This is a genomic window from Bradyrhizobium sp. (assembly GCF_047605465.1).
GTDB lineage: Bacteria > Pseudomonadota > Alphaproteobacteria > Rhizobiales > Xanthobacteraceae > Bradyrhizobium.
Window position 1 is genome coordinate 1 of the sequence record NZ_JASGFS010000061.1, and the last position, 16,171, is coordinate 16,171.

General features: G+C 64.4%; 16 protein-coding genes. 10 read left to right on the plus strand and 6 right to left on the minus strand.

All coding sequences use genetic code 11. From position 1 onward, the window contains the following. The 6 genes from QM712_RS29730 to QM712_RS29755 all read left to right on the plus strand — a co-directional run. Nucleotides 1-482 (plus strand): proton-conducting transporter membrane subunit (locus QM712_RS29730; RefSeq protein WP_415026711.1); only part of this gene is annotated, 482 nt, incomplete at its 5' end. A gap of 22 nt (nucleotides 483-504) precedes the next feature. Further along, a complete protein-coding gene (gene nuoN, locus QM712_RS29735) occupies nucleotides 505-1,941 on the plus strand; it encodes an NADH-quinone oxidoreductase subunit NuoN (protein ID WP_415026712.1) in 1,437 nt (478 codons plus the stop codon). Between the two features lies 1 nt (nucleotide 1,942). After that, nucleotides 1,943-2,749 (plus strand): biotin--[acetyl-CoA-carboxylase] ligase, encoded by an 807-nt coding sequence (locus tag QM712_RS29740; protein WP_415026713.1) that lies wholly within the window; start codon nucleotides 1,943-1,945, stop codon nucleotides 2,747-2,749. After that, complete coding sequence (locus QM712_RS29745) at nucleotides 2,749-4,419, plus strand: ribonuclease J (RefSeq protein WP_415026714.1); 1,671 nt, start codon at nucleotides 2,749-2,751, stop codon at nucleotides 4,417-4,419. Before QM712_RS29740 ends, QM712_RS29745 begins: the two co-directional genes overlap by 1 nt. Before the next feature lie 68 nt (nucleotides 4,420-4,487). Continuing rightward, on the plus strand, nucleotides 4,488-4,892 hold the full coding sequence (mce, locus tag QM712_RS29750) for a methylmalonyl-CoA epimerase (RefSeq protein WP_415026715.1): 405 nt from the start codon (nucleotides 4,488-4,490) through the stop codon (nucleotides 4,890-4,892). A gap of 8 nt (nucleotides 4,893-4,900) precedes the next feature. Next, nucleotides 4,901-5,176, plus strand: coding sequence for a DUF1467 family protein (locus QM712_RS29755; RefSeq protein ID WP_415026716.1), 276 nt, complete (start codon nucleotides 4,901-4,903; stop codon nucleotides 5,174-5,176). Nucleotides 5,177-5,330: 154 nt separating this feature from the next. Here QM712_RS29755 and QM712_RS29760 read toward each other — a convergent pair whose 3' ends face one another. Next, on the minus strand, nucleotides 5,331-5,801 hold the full coding sequence (locus tag QM712_RS29760) for a GNAT family N-acetyltransferase (RefSeq protein WP_415026717.1): 471 nt from the start codon (nucleotides 5,799-5,801) through the stop codon (nucleotides 5,331-5,333). A 284-nt stretch (nucleotides 5,802-6,085) separates the two neighbouring features. On the opposite strand from QM712_RS29760, the gene QM712_RS29765 reads away from it, so the two are divergent. Both QM712_RS29765 and mtnK read left to right on the plus strand, forming a co-directional pair. Continuing rightward, on the plus strand, nucleotides 6,086-6,517 hold the full coding sequence (locus QM712_RS29765; RefSeq protein ID WP_415026718.1) for a hypothetical protein: 432 nt from the start codon (nucleotides 6,086-6,088) through the stop codon (nucleotides 6,515-6,517). Nucleotides 6,518-6,637: 120 nt separating this feature from the next. After that, nucleotides 6,638-7,918: an S-methyl-5-thioribose kinase gene (gene mtnK / locus QM712_RS29770; protein WP_415026719.1), complete on the plus strand. Its 1,281-nt coding sequence runs from the start codon at nucleotides 6,638-6,640 to the stop codon at nucleotides 7,916-7,918. 157 nt (nucleotides 7,919-8,075) lie between these two features. Here mtnK and QM712_RS29775 read toward each other — a convergent pair whose 3' ends face one another. The 5 genes from QM712_RS29775 to QM712_RS29795 all read right to left on the minus strand — a co-directional run bounded on the left by QM712_RS29775 (nucleotide 8,076) and on the right by QM712_RS29795 (nucleotide 12,711). Beyond that, nucleotides 8,076-8,435, minus strand: coding sequence for a hypothetical protein (locus QM712_RS29775; protein WP_415026720.1), 360 nt, complete (start codon nucleotides 8,433-8,435; stop codon nucleotides 8,076-8,078). A 156-nt stretch (nucleotides 8,436-8,591) separates the two neighbouring features. After that, nucleotides 8,592-9,620 (minus strand): ABC transporter permease, encoded by a 1,029-nt coding sequence (locus tag QM712_RS29780; RefSeq protein WP_415026721.1) that lies wholly within the window; start codon nucleotides 9,618-9,620, stop codon nucleotides 8,592-8,594. Nucleotides 9,621-9,632: 12 nt separating this feature from the next. Continuing rightward, on the minus strand, nucleotides 9,633-11,135 hold the full coding sequence (locus tag QM712_RS29785) for a sugar ABC transporter ATP-binding protein (RefSeq protein ID WP_415026722.1): 1,503 nt from the start codon (nucleotides 11,133-11,135) through the stop codon (nucleotides 9,633-9,635). A gap of 6 nt (nucleotides 11,136-11,141) precedes the next feature. Beyond that, the gene (locus tag QM712_RS29790; protein WP_415026723.1) at nucleotides 11,142-12,164 is read right to left on the minus strand and encodes a sugar ABC transporter substrate-binding protein; all 1,023 of its coding nucleotides are present in this window, start codon (nucleotides 12,162-12,164) and stop codon (nucleotides 11,142-11,144) included. Nucleotides 12,165-12,306: 142 nt separating this feature from the next. Beyond that, on the minus strand, nucleotides 12,307-12,711 hold the full coding sequence (locus tag QM712_RS29795) for a globin (protein WP_415026724.1): 405 nt from the start codon (nucleotides 12,709-12,711) through the stop codon (nucleotides 12,307-12,309). Nucleotides 12,712-13,189: 478 nt separating this feature from the next. Between QM712_RS29795 and QM712_RS29800 the strand changes: the two genes are divergently transcribed. Together QM712_RS29800 and QM712_RS29805 are read left to right on the plus strand one after the other, a co-directional pair. Next, complete coding sequence (locus QM712_RS29800) at nucleotides 13,190-13,564, plus strand: DUF2946 domain-containing protein (protein WP_415026725.1); 375 nt, start codon at nucleotides 13,190-13,192, stop codon at nucleotides 13,562-13,564. 83 nt (nucleotides 13,565-13,647) lie between these two features. Then, entirely contained in the window at nucleotides 13,648-16,134 is a 2,487-nt protein-coding gene (locus tag QM712_RS29805) for a TonB-dependent receptor domain-containing protein (RefSeq protein WP_415026726.1), read from the plus strand. The last annotated feature ends 37 nt before the right edge of the window (nucleotides 16,135-16,171 follow it).

Sequence of the window (16,171 nt, forward strand, 5' to 3'; positions counted from 1 at the left end):
CGCTGTTCCTCTGCGTCGGCGTCGTCTACGACCGCATGCACACCCGCGAGATCGCGGCCTATGGCGGCCTCGTCAACCGGATGCCGCTCTACGCGCTGACCTTCATGGTCTTCACCATGGCCAATGTCGGTCTGCCCGGCACCTCCGGCTTCGTCGGCGAGTTCATGACGCTGCTCGGCACCTTCAAGACCTCGATCCCGACCGCCTTCTTCGCCACCTTCGGCGTGATCCTGTCGGCGGGCTATGCGCTGTGGCTCTACCGCAAGGTCGTGTTCGGGGCGCTGGTCAAGCCGTCGCTGATGACGATCAAGGATCTGACCTTCCGCGAATGCGTGACGCTGTTCCCGCTGATCGCGCTGACGATCCTGTTCGGCGTCTATCCGAAGCCGGTGCTCGACATGTCGGCCGCCTCGGTCCAGCAACTCGTCAACAACTACAACACCGCGGTGACGGCCGTGAAGGCCGCCGCACTGCTCCAGTGAGCGGGCAGATCAGGATATCGCCATGAGCTTTGAGACTGCAGGATATCAACTGGCGCCGGTGCTGCCCGAGCTGGTGCTCGCCATCGGGGCCATGGCGCTCCTGATGCTGGGCGCCTATCGCGGGCAGGGGACGACGAGGACGGTCACGACGCTGGCGGTCCTGCTCCTGGTCGTCGTCGGCGTGCTCGTGTACCTGCAGCCCGCCGGCAAGCAGGTGACCTTCGGCGGCAGCTTCATCGTCGACGATTTCGCCCGCTTCATGAAGATCCTGGCCCTGGTCGGCTCGGCGGTGACGCTCGTCCTGTCGACCGAGTTCCTGTCCGATCCCTCGCGCCGCATCTTCGAATACGCGATCCTCGTGCTGCTCTCGACCCTCGGCATGATGGTGCTGATCTCGGCCGGTGACCTGATCTCGCTCTATCTCGGCCTCGAGCTGATGTCGCTCGCGCTCTATGTCGTGGCGGCTTCGAACCGCGACAACGCCAAGTCGACCGAAGCCGGCCTGAAGTATTTCGTGCTCGGCGCGCTGTCGTCGGGCATGCTGCTCTACGGCGCCTCGCTGGTCTACGGCTTCACCGGCACGATCAATTTCGCCGGCATCGCCGCGGCCGCGACCGTGTCGAATATCGGCCTGGTGTTCGGCCTGGTCTTCCTGCTCGCCGGCCTGTGCTTCAAGGTTTCGGCCGTGCCGTTCCACATGTGGACGCCCGACGTCTACGAGGGCGCCCCGACGCCGGTGACCGCCTTCTTCGCGTCCGCGCCGAAGGTCGCCGCGCTCGCGGTCTTCACCCGCGTCACGCTCACCGCGTTCCCGGGCATCGTCACCCAGTGGCAGCAGATCCTGGTGTTCGTGGCGATCGCCTCGATGGCGCTCGGCTCCTTCGCCGCGATCGGCCAGTCCAACATCAAGCGCCTGATGGCCTATTCCTCGATCGGCCACATGGGCTTCGCGCTGGTCGGCCTTGCCTCCGGCACGGTCGAAGGCGCGCAGGGCGTCTTGATGTACATCGTGATCTACGTCGCGATGACCCTCGGCTCGTTCTCGGTCATCCTCGCCATGAAGCGCAACGGCCAGGCCGTCGAGCAGATCAGCGACTTCGCCGGCCTGTCGCGGACCAATCCGCTGCTCGCCTTCATGTTCGCGATGCTGCTGTTCTCGCTGGCCGGCATTCCGCCGCTCGCCGGCTTCTTCGCCAAATGGTACGTTTTCGTCGCGGCCATCAAGGCCAATTTGTTCACGCTCGCCGTGATCGGCGTGCTGAGCAGCGTGGTCGGCGCCTACTACTATCTCACCATCGTCAAGACGATGTATTTCGACGAGCCGGCCGGCCAGGTCGATCCCGTGCGTTTCGAGGTGCGGACGGTGCTGGCGGTTACGGGCCTGTTCAACATCCTGTTCGCGCTGTTCGCGGGCCCGGTGGTGAGCGTGGCTTCGGCCGCGGCAAAGTCGTTGTTCTAGGATGAGCTTCGCGCTCGGTCCTCGCGCATCGTCGGCGGGCTACCGGCTCGCCGCTTTCGAACGGACCGGCTCGACCAATACCGAAGCGATGGAACGCGCCCGGGCCGGCGAGCGCGGTCCGATGTGGTTCGTGACCTCGGAGCAGACCGCGGGCCGCGGCCGCCGCCAGCGCGCCTGGATCGCGCCGCGCGGTAATCTCGCGGCCAGCATTCTCGAGGTCATGGACGTGCCGCCCGCCGTTGCGGCCACGCTCGGTTTCGCGGCGGGGCTCGCCGAGGAGGCCGCCCTGGAGAAGGTCAGCCTCGAAGCCGCCTTGCGTCTCGGCCCCGGCCGTCCGCGCTACGCCCTGAAATGGCCCAACGACGTGCTTGCCGGCGGCAGGAAGCTCGTCGGCATCGCCCTCGAGGCCGAGCTCATCGGCAACAGCTTGGCCGTCGTCGTCGGCATGGGAACCAATGTCGTGGCGGCACCGGAAGGCACGCCGACGCCCGCGGTGTCGCTGGCCGCGCTGGGGGTCCAGATCAGTGCCGAAGAGCTGTTTTCGGCATTGTCCGACGCCTGGGTCGAGTTTCGCGGCATCTGGGACAATGGCCGGGGTTTTGCCGAGATCCGCAGGCTTTGGCTGGAACGTGCCGCGGGTCTTGGCGAGCGGGTCGCGATCAACACGGGAACGATGACGCTGGAAGGCATTTTTGACACCATCGACGATACCGGCTGCCTGATCGTCCGCACCGTCGAGGGCCGCTACGTGCCCGTGGCCGCGGGCGACGTGTTCTTCGGGCCGGTCGCCTCCGTAGGAGCTGCCTGATGGCAAGGCCCGACGAACTGGTCTTTGCGCCGCTCGGCGGGGTCGGCGAGATCGGCATGAACCTGTCGATCTATGGCCTCGGCAACCGCCATCAACGCGCCTGGATGGCGGTCGATCTCGGCGTCTCCTTCGGCGACGAGGAGCACCTGCCGGGCATCGACCTGATCATGCCCGACATCAGCTTCCTGGAGAAGGAACGCAAGAACCTGATGGGCCTGGTGCTGACCCACGCCCACGAGGACCATTTCGGCGCGATCATCGACCTCTGGCCGAAACTGCAGTGCCCGATCTACGCGACCAAGTTCAGCGCGGCGCTGTTCGAGGCCAAGTGCGCCGCCGAGCGCAACGCGCCGAACATCCCGGTGACGGTGATCCCGTCCGGCGGCCGCGTCGATGTCGGCCCGTTCAACGTCGAGTTCATTCCGGTCGCGCATTCGATTCCGGAAGCGCACGCGCTCGCGATCCACACCGAGGCCGGCACGGTGCTGCACACCGGCGACTGGAAGATCGATCCGACCCCGACGCTGGGAAGGCCGACCGACGAGAAGCGGTTGCGCGAGCTGGGAGGGCAAGGCGTGCTCGCCCTGATCGGCGATTCCACCAACGCCGTGCGCGACGGACGCTCGCCGTCCGAGGCCGAGGTCGCCAGGACCATCATCGATCTCGTGAAGGCGGCCAAGGGCCGCGTCGCCGTGACGACCTTCGCCTCCAACGTCGCCCGCATCAAGGCGGTGGCCGACGCGGCCAGGGCCGCCGACCGCGAGGTCGTCGTGGTCGGCCGCGCCATGGAACGCGTGGTGCAGGTCGCGCGCGAGAGCGGTTATCTCGAGGGCGTGCAGAACTTCCGCTCGCCGGAGGTCTACGGCCATCTCCCGCAGGACAAGGTGCTGGCGCTCTGCACCGGCAGCCAGGGCGAGCCGCGCGCGGCACTCGCCCGCATCGCCAACGACGACCATCCCGAGATCACGCTCAACCGCGGCGACAGCGTCATCTTCTCCTCGCGTACCATCCCGGGCAACGAGAAGGCGGTCGGCTCGATCATCAACAATCTGATGCTGCAGGGCGTCGAGATCATCACCGACCGCGACCATCTGGTCCACGTGTCCGGCCACCCCCGCCGCGACGAATTGCGCGACCTGATCGCCTGGACGAAGCCGCAGCTCCTCATTCCCGTCCATGGCGAGGCCCTGCATCTGCAGGAGCACGCCAAGCTCGCGCGCGCGGCCGGCGTGCCGCGTGTGCTGGTCTGCCGCAACGGTGACCTCGTCAAGCTCGGTCCCGGCGATCCCGGCATCATCGGTGAAGTGCCTTCGGGCCGTCTCTACAAGGACGGCACGATTCTGGAGGATTCCAAGTCCCGCGCGGTGGTCGAACGGCGGCGGATGGCATTTTCCGGCTGCGCCTTCGTGGCCGTCGCGATGACGGAGCAGGGCGAGCTCGCCGACGATCCCGAGGTCGATCTCGTCGGTATCCCCGAGAAGAACAGGGCCGGCGAGCCCTTCGACGACCTCGTCTTCGACGCGGTGGTCTCCACCATCGAGGGCCTGCCGCGGGCGCGCCGGCGCGATCCGGATGCGCTGGCCGAGTCGGTGCGACGCGCTGTCCGTGCGGTCATCAACGAACATTGGGGTAAAAAGCCCCCCTGTCTGGTACATGTGCTGACAGTCTAGTTGAGGCGCATGGTCCTCCCGGAAGATCGCTTCGCGCGTCTCCGGATCATGCTCTGAGGGAGAGAAAGATGCTGGGTCGGCTCAACCATGTGGCGATTGCCACGAAGGATGCGATCAAGGCTGCGAAGATCTACGGCGCGGCGTTCGGAGCCCAGATTTCGGAAGCGGTGGCGCTGCCCGAGCACGGCGTGACTACCGTGTTCGTGACGCTGCCCAATACCAAGATCGAATTCATCGAGCCCTATGGCGAGGGCTCCCCGATCGCGAAATTCCTGGAACGCAATGCCGATGGCGGCATCCATCATATCTGCTACGAGGTGGTCGACATCATCGCCTCGCGCGACACGCTGGTGAAGGAGGGCGCGCGGGTGCTCGGCGACGGCGTGCCGAAGATCGGCGCCCACGGTAAGCCGGTGCTGTTCCTGCATCCGAAGGATTTTTCGGGCGCGCTGGTCGAAATCGAGCAGGCCTAGGTCGGATCATGGCCGTCCAGATCTCAACTGCGATCGCGATTTACTTCGTCATCTGGTGGATCGCGCTGTTCGTGACGCTGCCGTTCGGCGTGCGCAGCCAGCACGAAGACGGCGTCGGTGCGCCCGGCACCGATCCCGGTGCACCGATCCTGACGCGGATGGGTGGCAAGCTGATCTGGACCACGATCATCTCGGCGATCGTCTATGGTCTCGGCATGGTGGCCTATCACGCCGGATATCTGCAGATCGAACGTCTGTCGAAATTGATGGGCATGCCGTTCTAGCTCGCGGACCCATTGGGGCACGGCCGCGCAGCCTGCCGGAGCGCGTCGGTTGACGCGTGGCGGAGATCAGACCTGAAGCGGATCGGGGCCGCCCCGCGATTGCTTTTCAGCGGGATGCCCTTCGGCGCCCCTCCTGCGGTGAAGGCCCCCGACGTCAGGACGACGTGCCGGACATGGCTTTCGACATGACGATTGTCCGCTCCTCGTCGTAGACCTCTTCCCGAACAGTCCTGAAGCCTCGCTTCGCATAGAACGGCTGTGCGGTGATCGAAGACTGGACATGCAACGCACCGATGGATTGAGCCAGGGCGGCGTTTTCGACCGCATCCATCAGCTTCGTTGCGACGCCGCCGCGCTGGTAGTCGGGGTGGACGAAGACGGATTTGACGCTATCGCCGCTGAGGCTTGCGGTCCCGATGACCCGGCCCTCGACGACGGCAACGAAGGCGTGACCCGTATCGAGGGTCGACGCGACCCTTTCCGGCAACGTCAGAACAAGTCGGTCGATCACCGACGCCGGATAGTCCCTGGCATTGGTTTCGCGCAACGCCCGTAACGTGATGTCATGGACGGCCGCTGAATCATCGGCCCTGGCGCGCCTGACCGTGATCGGCTTTGCGAGCATTCTTGTCTCCATCATCGTGGAGTCGGAGACGGATACAGAAGCCGCCTCCAGGGCGGGGGCGTGAACACAGGGAACGCGCGCTAACCCGCCACCGAATGGGTGGTGCTAAATTTCGCGGAAACGCGTGACCGATTGCCGTTCATGCCACCAACAGTGCCATCTCCCGGTGCGGGTTTCCAGCCTGGTCGGCGTCGATCCAGTCGCCGGCACCCGGCGAATCCGCCGGCCGGCCCATCGCGGGTGGGGGCGTTCCTCTCTTGGGAGTTCGCGATTTCGGAGATACCTTGGTCCCGGTCCTGTCCCGCAAGCGGGGGATGGGCGCACCATCGTTGTTCTGTCTTTTCAGCAATATTTTTCGGGGGGAACGAATGACTTTTCAAAGGATGGTCATTGCGCTTCTGGTGTTGATCGTCGCCGGGATCGGCGCCATCGGCTATGTCGAATGGAAGATGGCTGTGCAGGTGCGAACGCTCAAGGCGTTCGTCGAGGGCTACGTTTTCAATGAGGCCGTCGTCGCCTGCGAGCGGGCGCAGAGTTCGACGCCGTTCAAATGGAACGGCGGCAAGAGCACCGCGATCATCGGGTTGAACTCCGTCAAGCTCGACAAAAACACCGTCAGTGCCAGCTACACGCTGGTGGCGGACAGCGTTTATTGTGATTACGATCCGATCCAACGAAAGGCCGAGATCGGCTCGAGCTTCCTGGAGCGGGAGTAACGATCCGGCCGTGCCAAGGGCATGATCCGGACCAGTGCGACGCGGTTTTCCGGGACGATCATGCTCGAATAGCAAACCAGAGCGCGATCTCATCGCGCCTTGTCGTGGGATGGGATCGTCATGACCGAGGGCCGGCCCGGGGACTATCGGATTCTGCATGAGGCGGCCTTGCGGGATTATCTCGCAGGCGTTCCGGAATTGGCGGCGGCGCTTGGCGGCGGGCCCGCCTCATGGTCGGTCGCCGAGGTCGGCGACGGCAATCTCAACCTCGTCTTCATCGTGAAGGGCGCCCGCGGCGGGATCGCCGTCAAACAGGCGTTGCCTTACGTCCGTCTCGTGGGCGAAAGCTGGCCGCTGCCGTTGTCGCGCGCCCATTACGAATATCTGGCTCTGTCGAAGCAGGCAGAACTCGCGCCCGGCCTGGTGCCGGCGCTGCTGCATCACAACGAGGCGCTGGCGCTGACCGTGATGGAACTGCTCGAACCCCACATCATCATGCGCAAGGGAATGGTGGCGGGGACCCAGTATCCGCGCTTCGTCGACGACATCACCACTTTCATGGCGCGAACGCTGTTCTTCACCTCCGATCTCGCGCTTCCGGCTGCGGGAAAGAAGGAGGGGATCGCGGCCTTCGCCGGCAATCATGCGCTGTGCAAGATCACGGAAGACCTGATCTTCACCGACCCCTATCGTATCGCCGAGCAGAACCGCTGGACCTCGCCTCAGCTCGACGGTCTGGCCGCCGGCCTGCGTGAGGACATGGATCTCCACGTCGCGATCTCCCGGTTGAAGCTGAAGTTCCTGGCGAGCCCCGAAGCGCTGCTTCACGGCGACCTGCACACCGGCTCGATCATGGTGACGGACAGCCAGACCCGCGTGATCGATCCCGAATTCGCGTTCTATGGCCCGATGGGGTTCGATATCGGCGCGGTCATCGCGAACCTCCTGATGGCCTATTTCGCATCCGCCGGCCACGAGCGCTCGCCGGGCGAGCGACGCGCGTTCGAGGCCTGGGTTCTCGAGACGGTCGAGAAGGTGTGGGACGGCTTTTCCCGCAAATTCCTCGATCTCTGGCGCGACGGTGCGGCCGGCGATGCCTATCCCGTCTCGCTCTTTCCCGGGGAGAAGGGCGCCGCACGGCTGGAGGCCGAGCGGCAAGCCTACATGCAGCGTCTCTTCGCCGACACGGTCGGCTTTGCCGCGGCCAAGACCATCCGACGCATCTTCGGTCTCGCCCACAACATCGATTTCGAACTGATCGAGGATCCGCAGAAGCGTGCGATCAGCGAGGCCCGCGCCGTGAGGCTGGCACGCGCGATGATGGTGGAGACGGGCGCATTTCCGGCCATCGCGGATGTCACGAACGCCGCGCGAAAACTGCGGGATTGGCGGCAGGAATGATCGAGCAGAGCCGGGTGACGCGGAGTGCGCCTGCGGCGTTACTTTCGATTGCCTCTCAACGCCCGCAATGACGGGAGAGGGATTGTCGCGGAACGCAAATGGAAACGAAAACCGTTCACTGATCCTCGGCCGCGTGATGTCGGATGGGACCGGTCGGTCAGTTGCAGACTTCCTCGTTGAATCCCCCCGGACCGTTATGCTCGAGATGACAGCCCTTCATCACCGCGCGGCAGGGGAAGCTGGCCTTGCAGTAGACCTGCGCTGGTGCCTGGGCTTTCGCTTGCCTCAGGGGTTTTTCGCGCTTGACCGGGTCCGTGGTGTTTGGGGTGGTCTTCTGCGCATTGGCCGGTGCAAGTGAGATGACCGCGGCCGCCAGTGCGCCGTAGATGAGTGACGAGGCTCGCATGACCGTTCCTCCACCACCGAGATGACATTTTTGTTCGACGAATGCGCGACCGTCAGGGAAGGTTTGAAAGCGCGCGGCTTCGCTCAACGACGTCGCCAGGTCGGAGTCCATGGTCCACCCGACAGGTGATGACCATGATGCCACCGTGCTCCTGTTTTGCCCGACGTGTCAAATCCTGTTCAGGCAATGGGGCGAACAGGCCGCGCCGAATGCTTCAATGCTTCCTACTGTGCATGGGGTTGTTTTCGCGATTTTTGCGGACGGGGCCTAGTCCGCCGCTTTCTCCCTCAGCCGTTGCGCGTAGACGTTGATGATCAGGGCCGCCAGCAGGATCAGGCCGCGGATCAGGATCTTCAGGAAGCTGTCGATGTTGACGTGGTCGAGGCCGTTGTTGAGCACGCCGAGCACGAACAGGCCGACGATGGTATTGCCGATGCCGCCGCGGCCTCCGAACAGGCTGGTGCCGCCGACGACGACGGCGGCGATGGAGTCGAGCAGGTAGGTGTCGAACTCGTTCTGCTGCGCGCTGCCGAAATGGGCGACGCCGAGCATGCCGCCGATGCCGGAGCACACGGCCGAGATCACCATCACCGCGCCGAGGATGAGCTTGACGTTGAGGCCGGAATATTCGGCCGCCTCGCGATTGCCGCCGACCATGTAGATGTAACGGCCGAAGCGCGTGTAGGTCAGCACCAGATGGCCGCCGAGCAGCATCACCGCGGCGACGATGACGATCCAGGGAATGCCGCCGATCGAGCCGGAGCCGAGCGTCGCGATCAGGTCGGGCACCTTGTAGGCGATCTGGCCGCGCACCAGCAGCGCGGAGATGCCGGCCGCGATCTGCATCATCGCCAGCGTCATGATGAAGGAGGGGATGCCGATCACGGTCAGCCCGAGGGCGTTGACGAGCCCGAGCAGGGCGCAGAGCAGGATGGCGAGCAGGATCGCGACGGCGCCCGGCAGCGGCAGATTGGCGATGTTGACGTAGGACTCCTGCAGCGTGAAGTAGGCGACCGCGATGCCGGTGACGTTGGCGATGCTGGCGATCGACAGGTCGATCTCCGCGCACAGGATCACGAAGGTGAGGCCGACCGCGATGATGCCGGTGACCGAGACCTGGGTCAGGATGTTGCCGAGGTTGTCCAGCGTCGCGAAGGATGGGCTGGCGAAGGCGAAGAAGGCGGACAGGAAGATCAGCGTCAGGAACGGCGCGATATTGCGCATCTGCGAGCGCAGGAAGGGTGCAAGGCCCCCCGCCTGCCGACCCGCCGCCGGAGCCGTCTCACTGCTCGCCATTGTGCTTCTCCGTCACGCCGCCTCCAGCAGGCGGTCCTTGCTGACCGGCTCGTTCCTGAATTCGCGCACGACCGCACCGCGCTTGAGCACCAGGATGCGGTCGGCCAGCGACAGCACCGTTTCCGGCTCGGTCGACAGCACGATGATGGCGAGGCCCTTGGCGCGGAGATCGCGCACGATGTTGATGACGTCGTTCTTGGCACCGACGTCCATGCCGCGGGTCGGTTCGCACAGCACGAGCACCTTGGGCGGATAGGTCAGCCATTTCGCGAGCGCGACCTTCTGCTGGTTGCCACCCGAGAGCATGCCGAGGTCGAGGCCGACCACCGGCGGCCTGATCTGGAGTTGCTCGACCTGGCGCTTGGCGATGTCGCGCTCCTGCGCCGGCTTGAGCAGGAGTGCCGAGATGCGGTCGAGGATGCTGATCGAGATGTTCTTGTAGACGGGCTCCTGGTGGAACAGCATGGCGCGCCGGCTCTCGGGCACCAGCGCCACGCCCGCGCGCCGTGCCGCCGCGGTGCTGGCGAAGGTCCTCGGCGTCCCCTCGACGGCGAGGGTGCCGGCGTCCGGCTTCAGCTTGCCGAAGAGGATGCGCGACAATTCCTGCTGGCCGCAGCCCATGAAGCCGTAGATGCCGAGCACCTCGCCGGCACGCGCCTCGAAGGAGACGTCCTGCAGGCTTCGCGCGAGCGAAAGCTGGTCGGCCCTGAGCACGACGGAACTGGCGCTCGGCTGCGGCAGCATCAGATCGTCGCTGTAGCTGTGCTCCAGCGCCTCGCCGCCGCGGCCGATCATGGCTTCGATCAGCGCGCCCTTGCTGGTCGCGGAGGCCGCGGTCTCGGCGACCTTCCGGCCGTTGCGGAACACGGTCACCGTGTCGGACACCCGCAGAATGTCCTCGATGAAGTGCGAGATGAAGACGATGGCGGTGCCTTCCTCGCGCAGCCGCCGCAGCGTCGCGAACAGCCGTTCGACCTCGGGCGGGGAGAGCGCGGAGGTCGGTTCGTCCAGGATGACGATGCGTGCGCCGGAGAACAGCACACGCGCGATCTCGATGAGCTGCTGCATCCCGATCGGCAGATCGCCGAGCCGCGACATCGGATCGACGTCGATGCCGAAGCGGGCGAGTTGCTCGCCGGCCTCGCGCGCCATCCGGCGCCACTGCACGAGGCCGAGCCGGTTGGTCGGCTGATTGCCGAGGAAGACGTTCTCCGCGACCGTGAGATCGGGCGCGACGCTAAGTTCCTGATGCACCATGGCGATGCCGGCGGCACGCGCATCGCGGGCCGAACGGAAGTGCGTCTCCTGTCTGTCGATCAGGAAGCGTCCGGAGAATTCGGTGTGCACGCCGGCGATGATCTTCATCAGCGTGCTCTTGCCGGCGCCGTTCTCGCCGACGAGACCGTGGATCTCGCCGGGATAGAGCGCGAAGTCGACACCACGAAGCGCCTCGACGCCGCCGAAGCTCTTCGTGATGCCCTGCAGTTCCAGGATGGGCCGTTGTCCCTCAGGCATGGAAGATCAGATCAGGAAATGGTCTTCCATCCACTGCATGCCCGGAGCATTGGCCTTGGTCACGACCGGGCCGTCGGTGACGACGTTCTTTGGGATGCCCTGGCCGCTCTTCTCGCCGCCGGCCACGGCCGCGACGCCCGCGATGATCGCGCCGCCATGGATGCGGCAGGACGGATTGCGCACGGTCGCGAACATCCGGCCTTCGCTGACGGCCTGGATCGCCGGCGGCATGGCGTCGACGCCGCCGATCAGGATGTTGGTGCGGTTGCGCGCCTTCATGATGTTGTAGGCCGCGAGCGCCATGTCGTCATTGTGGAAGAAGGCCGCGTCGATCTGCGGATATTTCGTCAGGTAGGTTTCCCAGAGCCGGGCGGTCTTCGAGACGTCCCAGTCGGCCGGCTGGGTGTCGAGCACCTCGATGTTCGGGAACTGCTTGACGACCGAGTTGAAGCCCTTGGCACGCCCTTGCGCGCCGGTGTGGCCGAGCGCGCCTTGCGTCATGATGATCTTGCCCTTGCCGCCCATGGCGTTGCACAGCGCCTGCGTCACCGAGGCGCCCATGAACTCGTTGTCGGGAGCGAGGAAGGAGTGGACGTTGATCTGGTCGAGCGGTGCGATCAGCGTGTCCATGTCGATCACGGGCGTGCCCGCGTCGATCATCTTCTGCACGGGCTGGGTGAGGGTGCCGATGCCGAAGGCCTGGATCGCGACGAAGTCCCACTTCTGCGAGGCCATGTTGTCGATCGCCGCGCGCTGCTTCACGGCGTCGAGCTGGCCGTCGAACCAGGTCACCTCGACATTGAACAGCTTGCCCCAGAATTCCGCGGCCTGCTTGCCCTGCGCGCACCAGGTCGCCTGGAGGCCCGCATTGGAGAACGCCGCCTTCAGCGGCTTCTCGGATCGTCCCATTTCGGCTGCAAGTGCGGGGTTTATGCCCATGCTGCCGAGGATGGCAGTCGCGGCGCCGGCGGTCGCTACCGCCTGTAGAAGATCGCGCCTCGTCGTCGAGAAATCTTTCGTCCCGGACATCGCTCGCTCCCATATGTTTTTTCGTCGGCGCGTCATTGCTTGCACAGCCGATACGGAAAGTGTCTCACAATCGAGGAGTTCACGCCACTCAATCTGCAATCGCGCGAATTGATCCCGCGGCGCGTTGGTGCACCGCAAAGCGTTATGTCGGAGCGACGGCGAAAGCGTCGATCTCGGCGAGCAGCGTGTCCCAGGCCCGCGCGATGTCGGGTGACCATTCATCGCCGAGCAGATCGCGCAGCGTATCCCTGATGACCATGAAGAACGCGATGAACAGCTCGCGCGGCGTGCCGTAGGCCTCGTGCGAGGCGACTTCGCAGGCAATCAGCCGGAAGTGCCCGCTGCGCGGACCGGCGAAGTCGAGGATTGCCTCGACCGTCAGCGCGAGCATCGATCCCTGCACGAGCCCGCTGCCTTGCGAGCGGAACATCGCCTGCGCTTCGGGATGCATGCTGAACAGACGCTGATAGACGGAAGGCGTGAGATCCGCGCAGCGCGAGGCCGCAAGCTCGAAGCTCAGTTCGATCGGATTGGCGGAATCGCTCATCGGCGGAGAGCCCATGGAGGCAAAAAAAGAGCGGGGCCCTGGCCCCGCTCAAAAATTGTGTCGACCCTATTATCCCCGTTCTAAGATTTGCTCTTGATTGGCGGGGCGACGCTGCATGCTGCGCGTCAGGGGCTCCTCCCGAGACTTGGACCACCAGACTTCGACCTCGCGGCCAGCCTGAGCAAGAGGATGCTAGATCAACTTTTCTCGCTTGTCATCATTTTCGGCAACGATTGTTCAAAATTCGAGCAGTTGACGAAATGATCGGGCTGTTTACCTTGTAACCATATGACAAATATAAGAAATATGTGGATGGGTCAGGATTGACCGGTTGCCTCAAAAGCCGGACGTCGGTCCCGATGGGGCGCGGCGGGCACAGTTTTCGGGAAATTTGCGCCGGGCTGATCAAGCGTCGGAACTGACCTCGACTCAGGGGCGACGCGGTGTTTAGTTAGCAGACGAACGAATGGTTCGGCGGATGCGCGCACGGCTGCAAAAATTCCTTCCCATCGTCCTGCTCGCATTGGTGATGCAGGTGCTGGCGCCGATTGCCGCGTGCTGGGCGGCAGGGCAGGCCGTTGCCGATCCGCTCCAGGCCGGCGTCATCTGCCACAGCATCAGCGAGCAGGGTGGACTGAACGACCAGACCGGCGCGCCGATGGCGCATACCGGATCGTGTGCGCTCTGTTGCCTGGCGCAAGCCAACGCGTCGCTCGATTCGCCGCCGCAGCTTCCGTTCTCCATTCCCTTCCGCCACGCCGAGCGCGTGGTGTGGCATGCGGCGGATGCGTCCGCTGTCATGGCCCCCAGGGGCTCGAGCGCCCAGGCACGCGCACCTCCGCAAGTTTCCTGACGACCCTCGTGATCGCCGCGGCCGTCCGCCGGCGATTGATGCTGTCGAATGGCCGGACAGAAAGCCGGCGTCAGGAAGTGCCCATGTTACCTTGTCATGCCCGCCGTGGCGTGAGCATCGTTGCCATTCAGGCCGCGCTGCTTGCGTCGTCCAGCAGCGGAGTCCTTGCCCAGAGCAGCGAAAGGGCGTTGCCCGCGGTGACCGTCGAGGCTCCCGCTGCAGCCAAGCCCAAAACCCGCAAGCCCGTGGTGCAGGCGGCCGGTGCCAGGAATCCGTCTGCAAAGCCGGCCAACATGGCGGAGCGCGCAGCTCCCGTTGCCGTCGGCGGGGAAGGGGCGGGCGGCGCACATCCTTCGCTCGACGCCCCGGCGGCCGTGGCGCGCTATCAACTGCCGCAACGATCCTTCAGCATCACCGCCAAGGAGGTCGACGAGACGATCAATCTCAAGGACCCCGAGGATGCCATCAAATACATGCCGAGTTTGTTCGTGCGGAAGCGCAACGACGGCGACAACATGGCGGTGCTGGCCACCCGCAGTTGGGGCGTCAATTCCAGCTCCCGGACGCTGATCTACTACGACGATCTCCTGATCTCCGCGCTGATCGGCAACAACAACACCAGCGCCTCGCCGAAGTGGAACCTGATTTCCCCCGAAGCGATCGGCCGTATCGATTTCCTCAACGGCCCCTTCGCCGCGGCCTATCCGGGAAATTCGATCGGCGGCGTATTGCTGATTTCGTCCAAGATGCCGGACAAGCCGTTTGCCGTCGCCAAGGAGACGGTCTCGGTGATGCCGTGGAATCAATACGGCACCAAGGATACCTATGTGACGAGCCAGACCAGCGCGGCCGCGGGCAACCGCGACGGTGCCCTGTCATGGCTGGTCAGCGCCAATTATCTCGACAGCTACCAGCAGCCGCTGACCTACACCACCAACGGAACGATTCCGGCGGGCACCACCGGCGCGTTTCCCGCGCTGAACAAGCAGGGTGTTGCGGCCAATGTGGTGGGGACCGGTATTCTCGCCCATTCGCAGCAGACCTCCGGCAACATCCGCCTTGCCTATGACGTGACGGCGCAGGTGCAGGCGACTTATTCGTTCGGGGTCTGGAACAACCATCAGGTCTCCGATCCCCAGACCTATCTGAAGTCTTCGGCAACCGGTGCTGCCACATTCGCGGGCCTGTCCGGCTTTGCGTCCGGCAAATATGTCTGGGATCAGACCCACATCAGCAACGCCGTGTCGGTCAAGAGCGATACCAAGGGCACCTACGATTTCGACCTGTCGGCCTCGAGCTACAACTATCTGCAGGACATCCAGCTCAATCCGTTCACGGTCACGCCGACCGGCGTCGGCTATTCCCTGAATGGAAAGATCACGCGGATGGACGGTACCAACTGGCAGAACGCAGACGCCAAGGGCATCTGGCGGCCGTTCGGTTATGACGGACCGCACGAAGTCAGCTTCGGCCTGCACGGCGATCGCTACCGGCTGGAAAGCCCCGTCTACGCATCATCGGTCTGGAATACGACGAGCGATACCGGCACCGGTTCACTCTACTCGCAAGGTGAGGGCGAGACCCGCACCGGCGCACTCTGGATTCAGGATGCCTGGAAGATCGTGCCCAACCTGAAGCTGACGCTCGGTGGGCGGCTCGAGACATGGCGGGCGCAGGACGGGTTCAACATCAGCACCACGACGAGCAGCGCCGGCGCGATCACGTCCGTAGCCACGATCCAGCAGCCGGGTCTGTCCTCCACCAACTTCTCGCCGAAGGCCTCGCTGTCCTTCGATCCCAACAAGGATTGGAACATCACCGCGAATTTCGGTGAAGCCTACCGCTATCCCACCGTCATGGAGCTCTATCAAAACCTGACGGTCGGAGGTGTGGCGACGGTCGCCAATCCGAACCTGCTCCCTGAGCAGGATTTCACCGGCGAGTTGAACATCGAGCGCAAATGGAGCGACGGTCGCGTTCGCCTGACCGTGTTCCGGGAGCACACCAACAACGCGATCATCTCTCAAACCAACCTCGTCACCAATCCGGTGACGCAGGCGCAGACGCCGACCACGGTGATCAGCAACTTCGACGCAATCCGGATGCAGGGCGTGGAGCTGTCGGCGGAGAAGGACAATGTCCTCGTCTCCGGTCTTCAGCTGTTCGGCAGCGTGACCTATGTCGATTCCAGGATCCTGGCGGATGCGAGCTGGGCCGGGACCAATCCGCTCACCGGTCTGCCGACCACGGTCGTCGGCAAGCGCGTGCCTTACGTCCCGGATTGGCGCGCCAGGTTCGGCGTCACCTATCGGCCGAACGACAGCTGGGCCTACACGGTCGCTGCGCGCTACAGCGGCAAGCAATATTCCACGCTGGACAACACCGACATCGTCTCGCACGTCTATGGTGCGTTCGATAACTTTTTCGTTGTGGACTTGAAGATCCACTACAACGCGACGAAGAATTTCGCGTTCGATTTCGGCATCGATAATCTCTTCAACGAGCAGTACTTCCTGTTCCACCCGTTCCCGGGACGAACTTTCGTTCTTGCCGGCAAGTACACGTTCTGACGGGCGGAGCGATGACGATCACGAGAAGAAAGGCAAA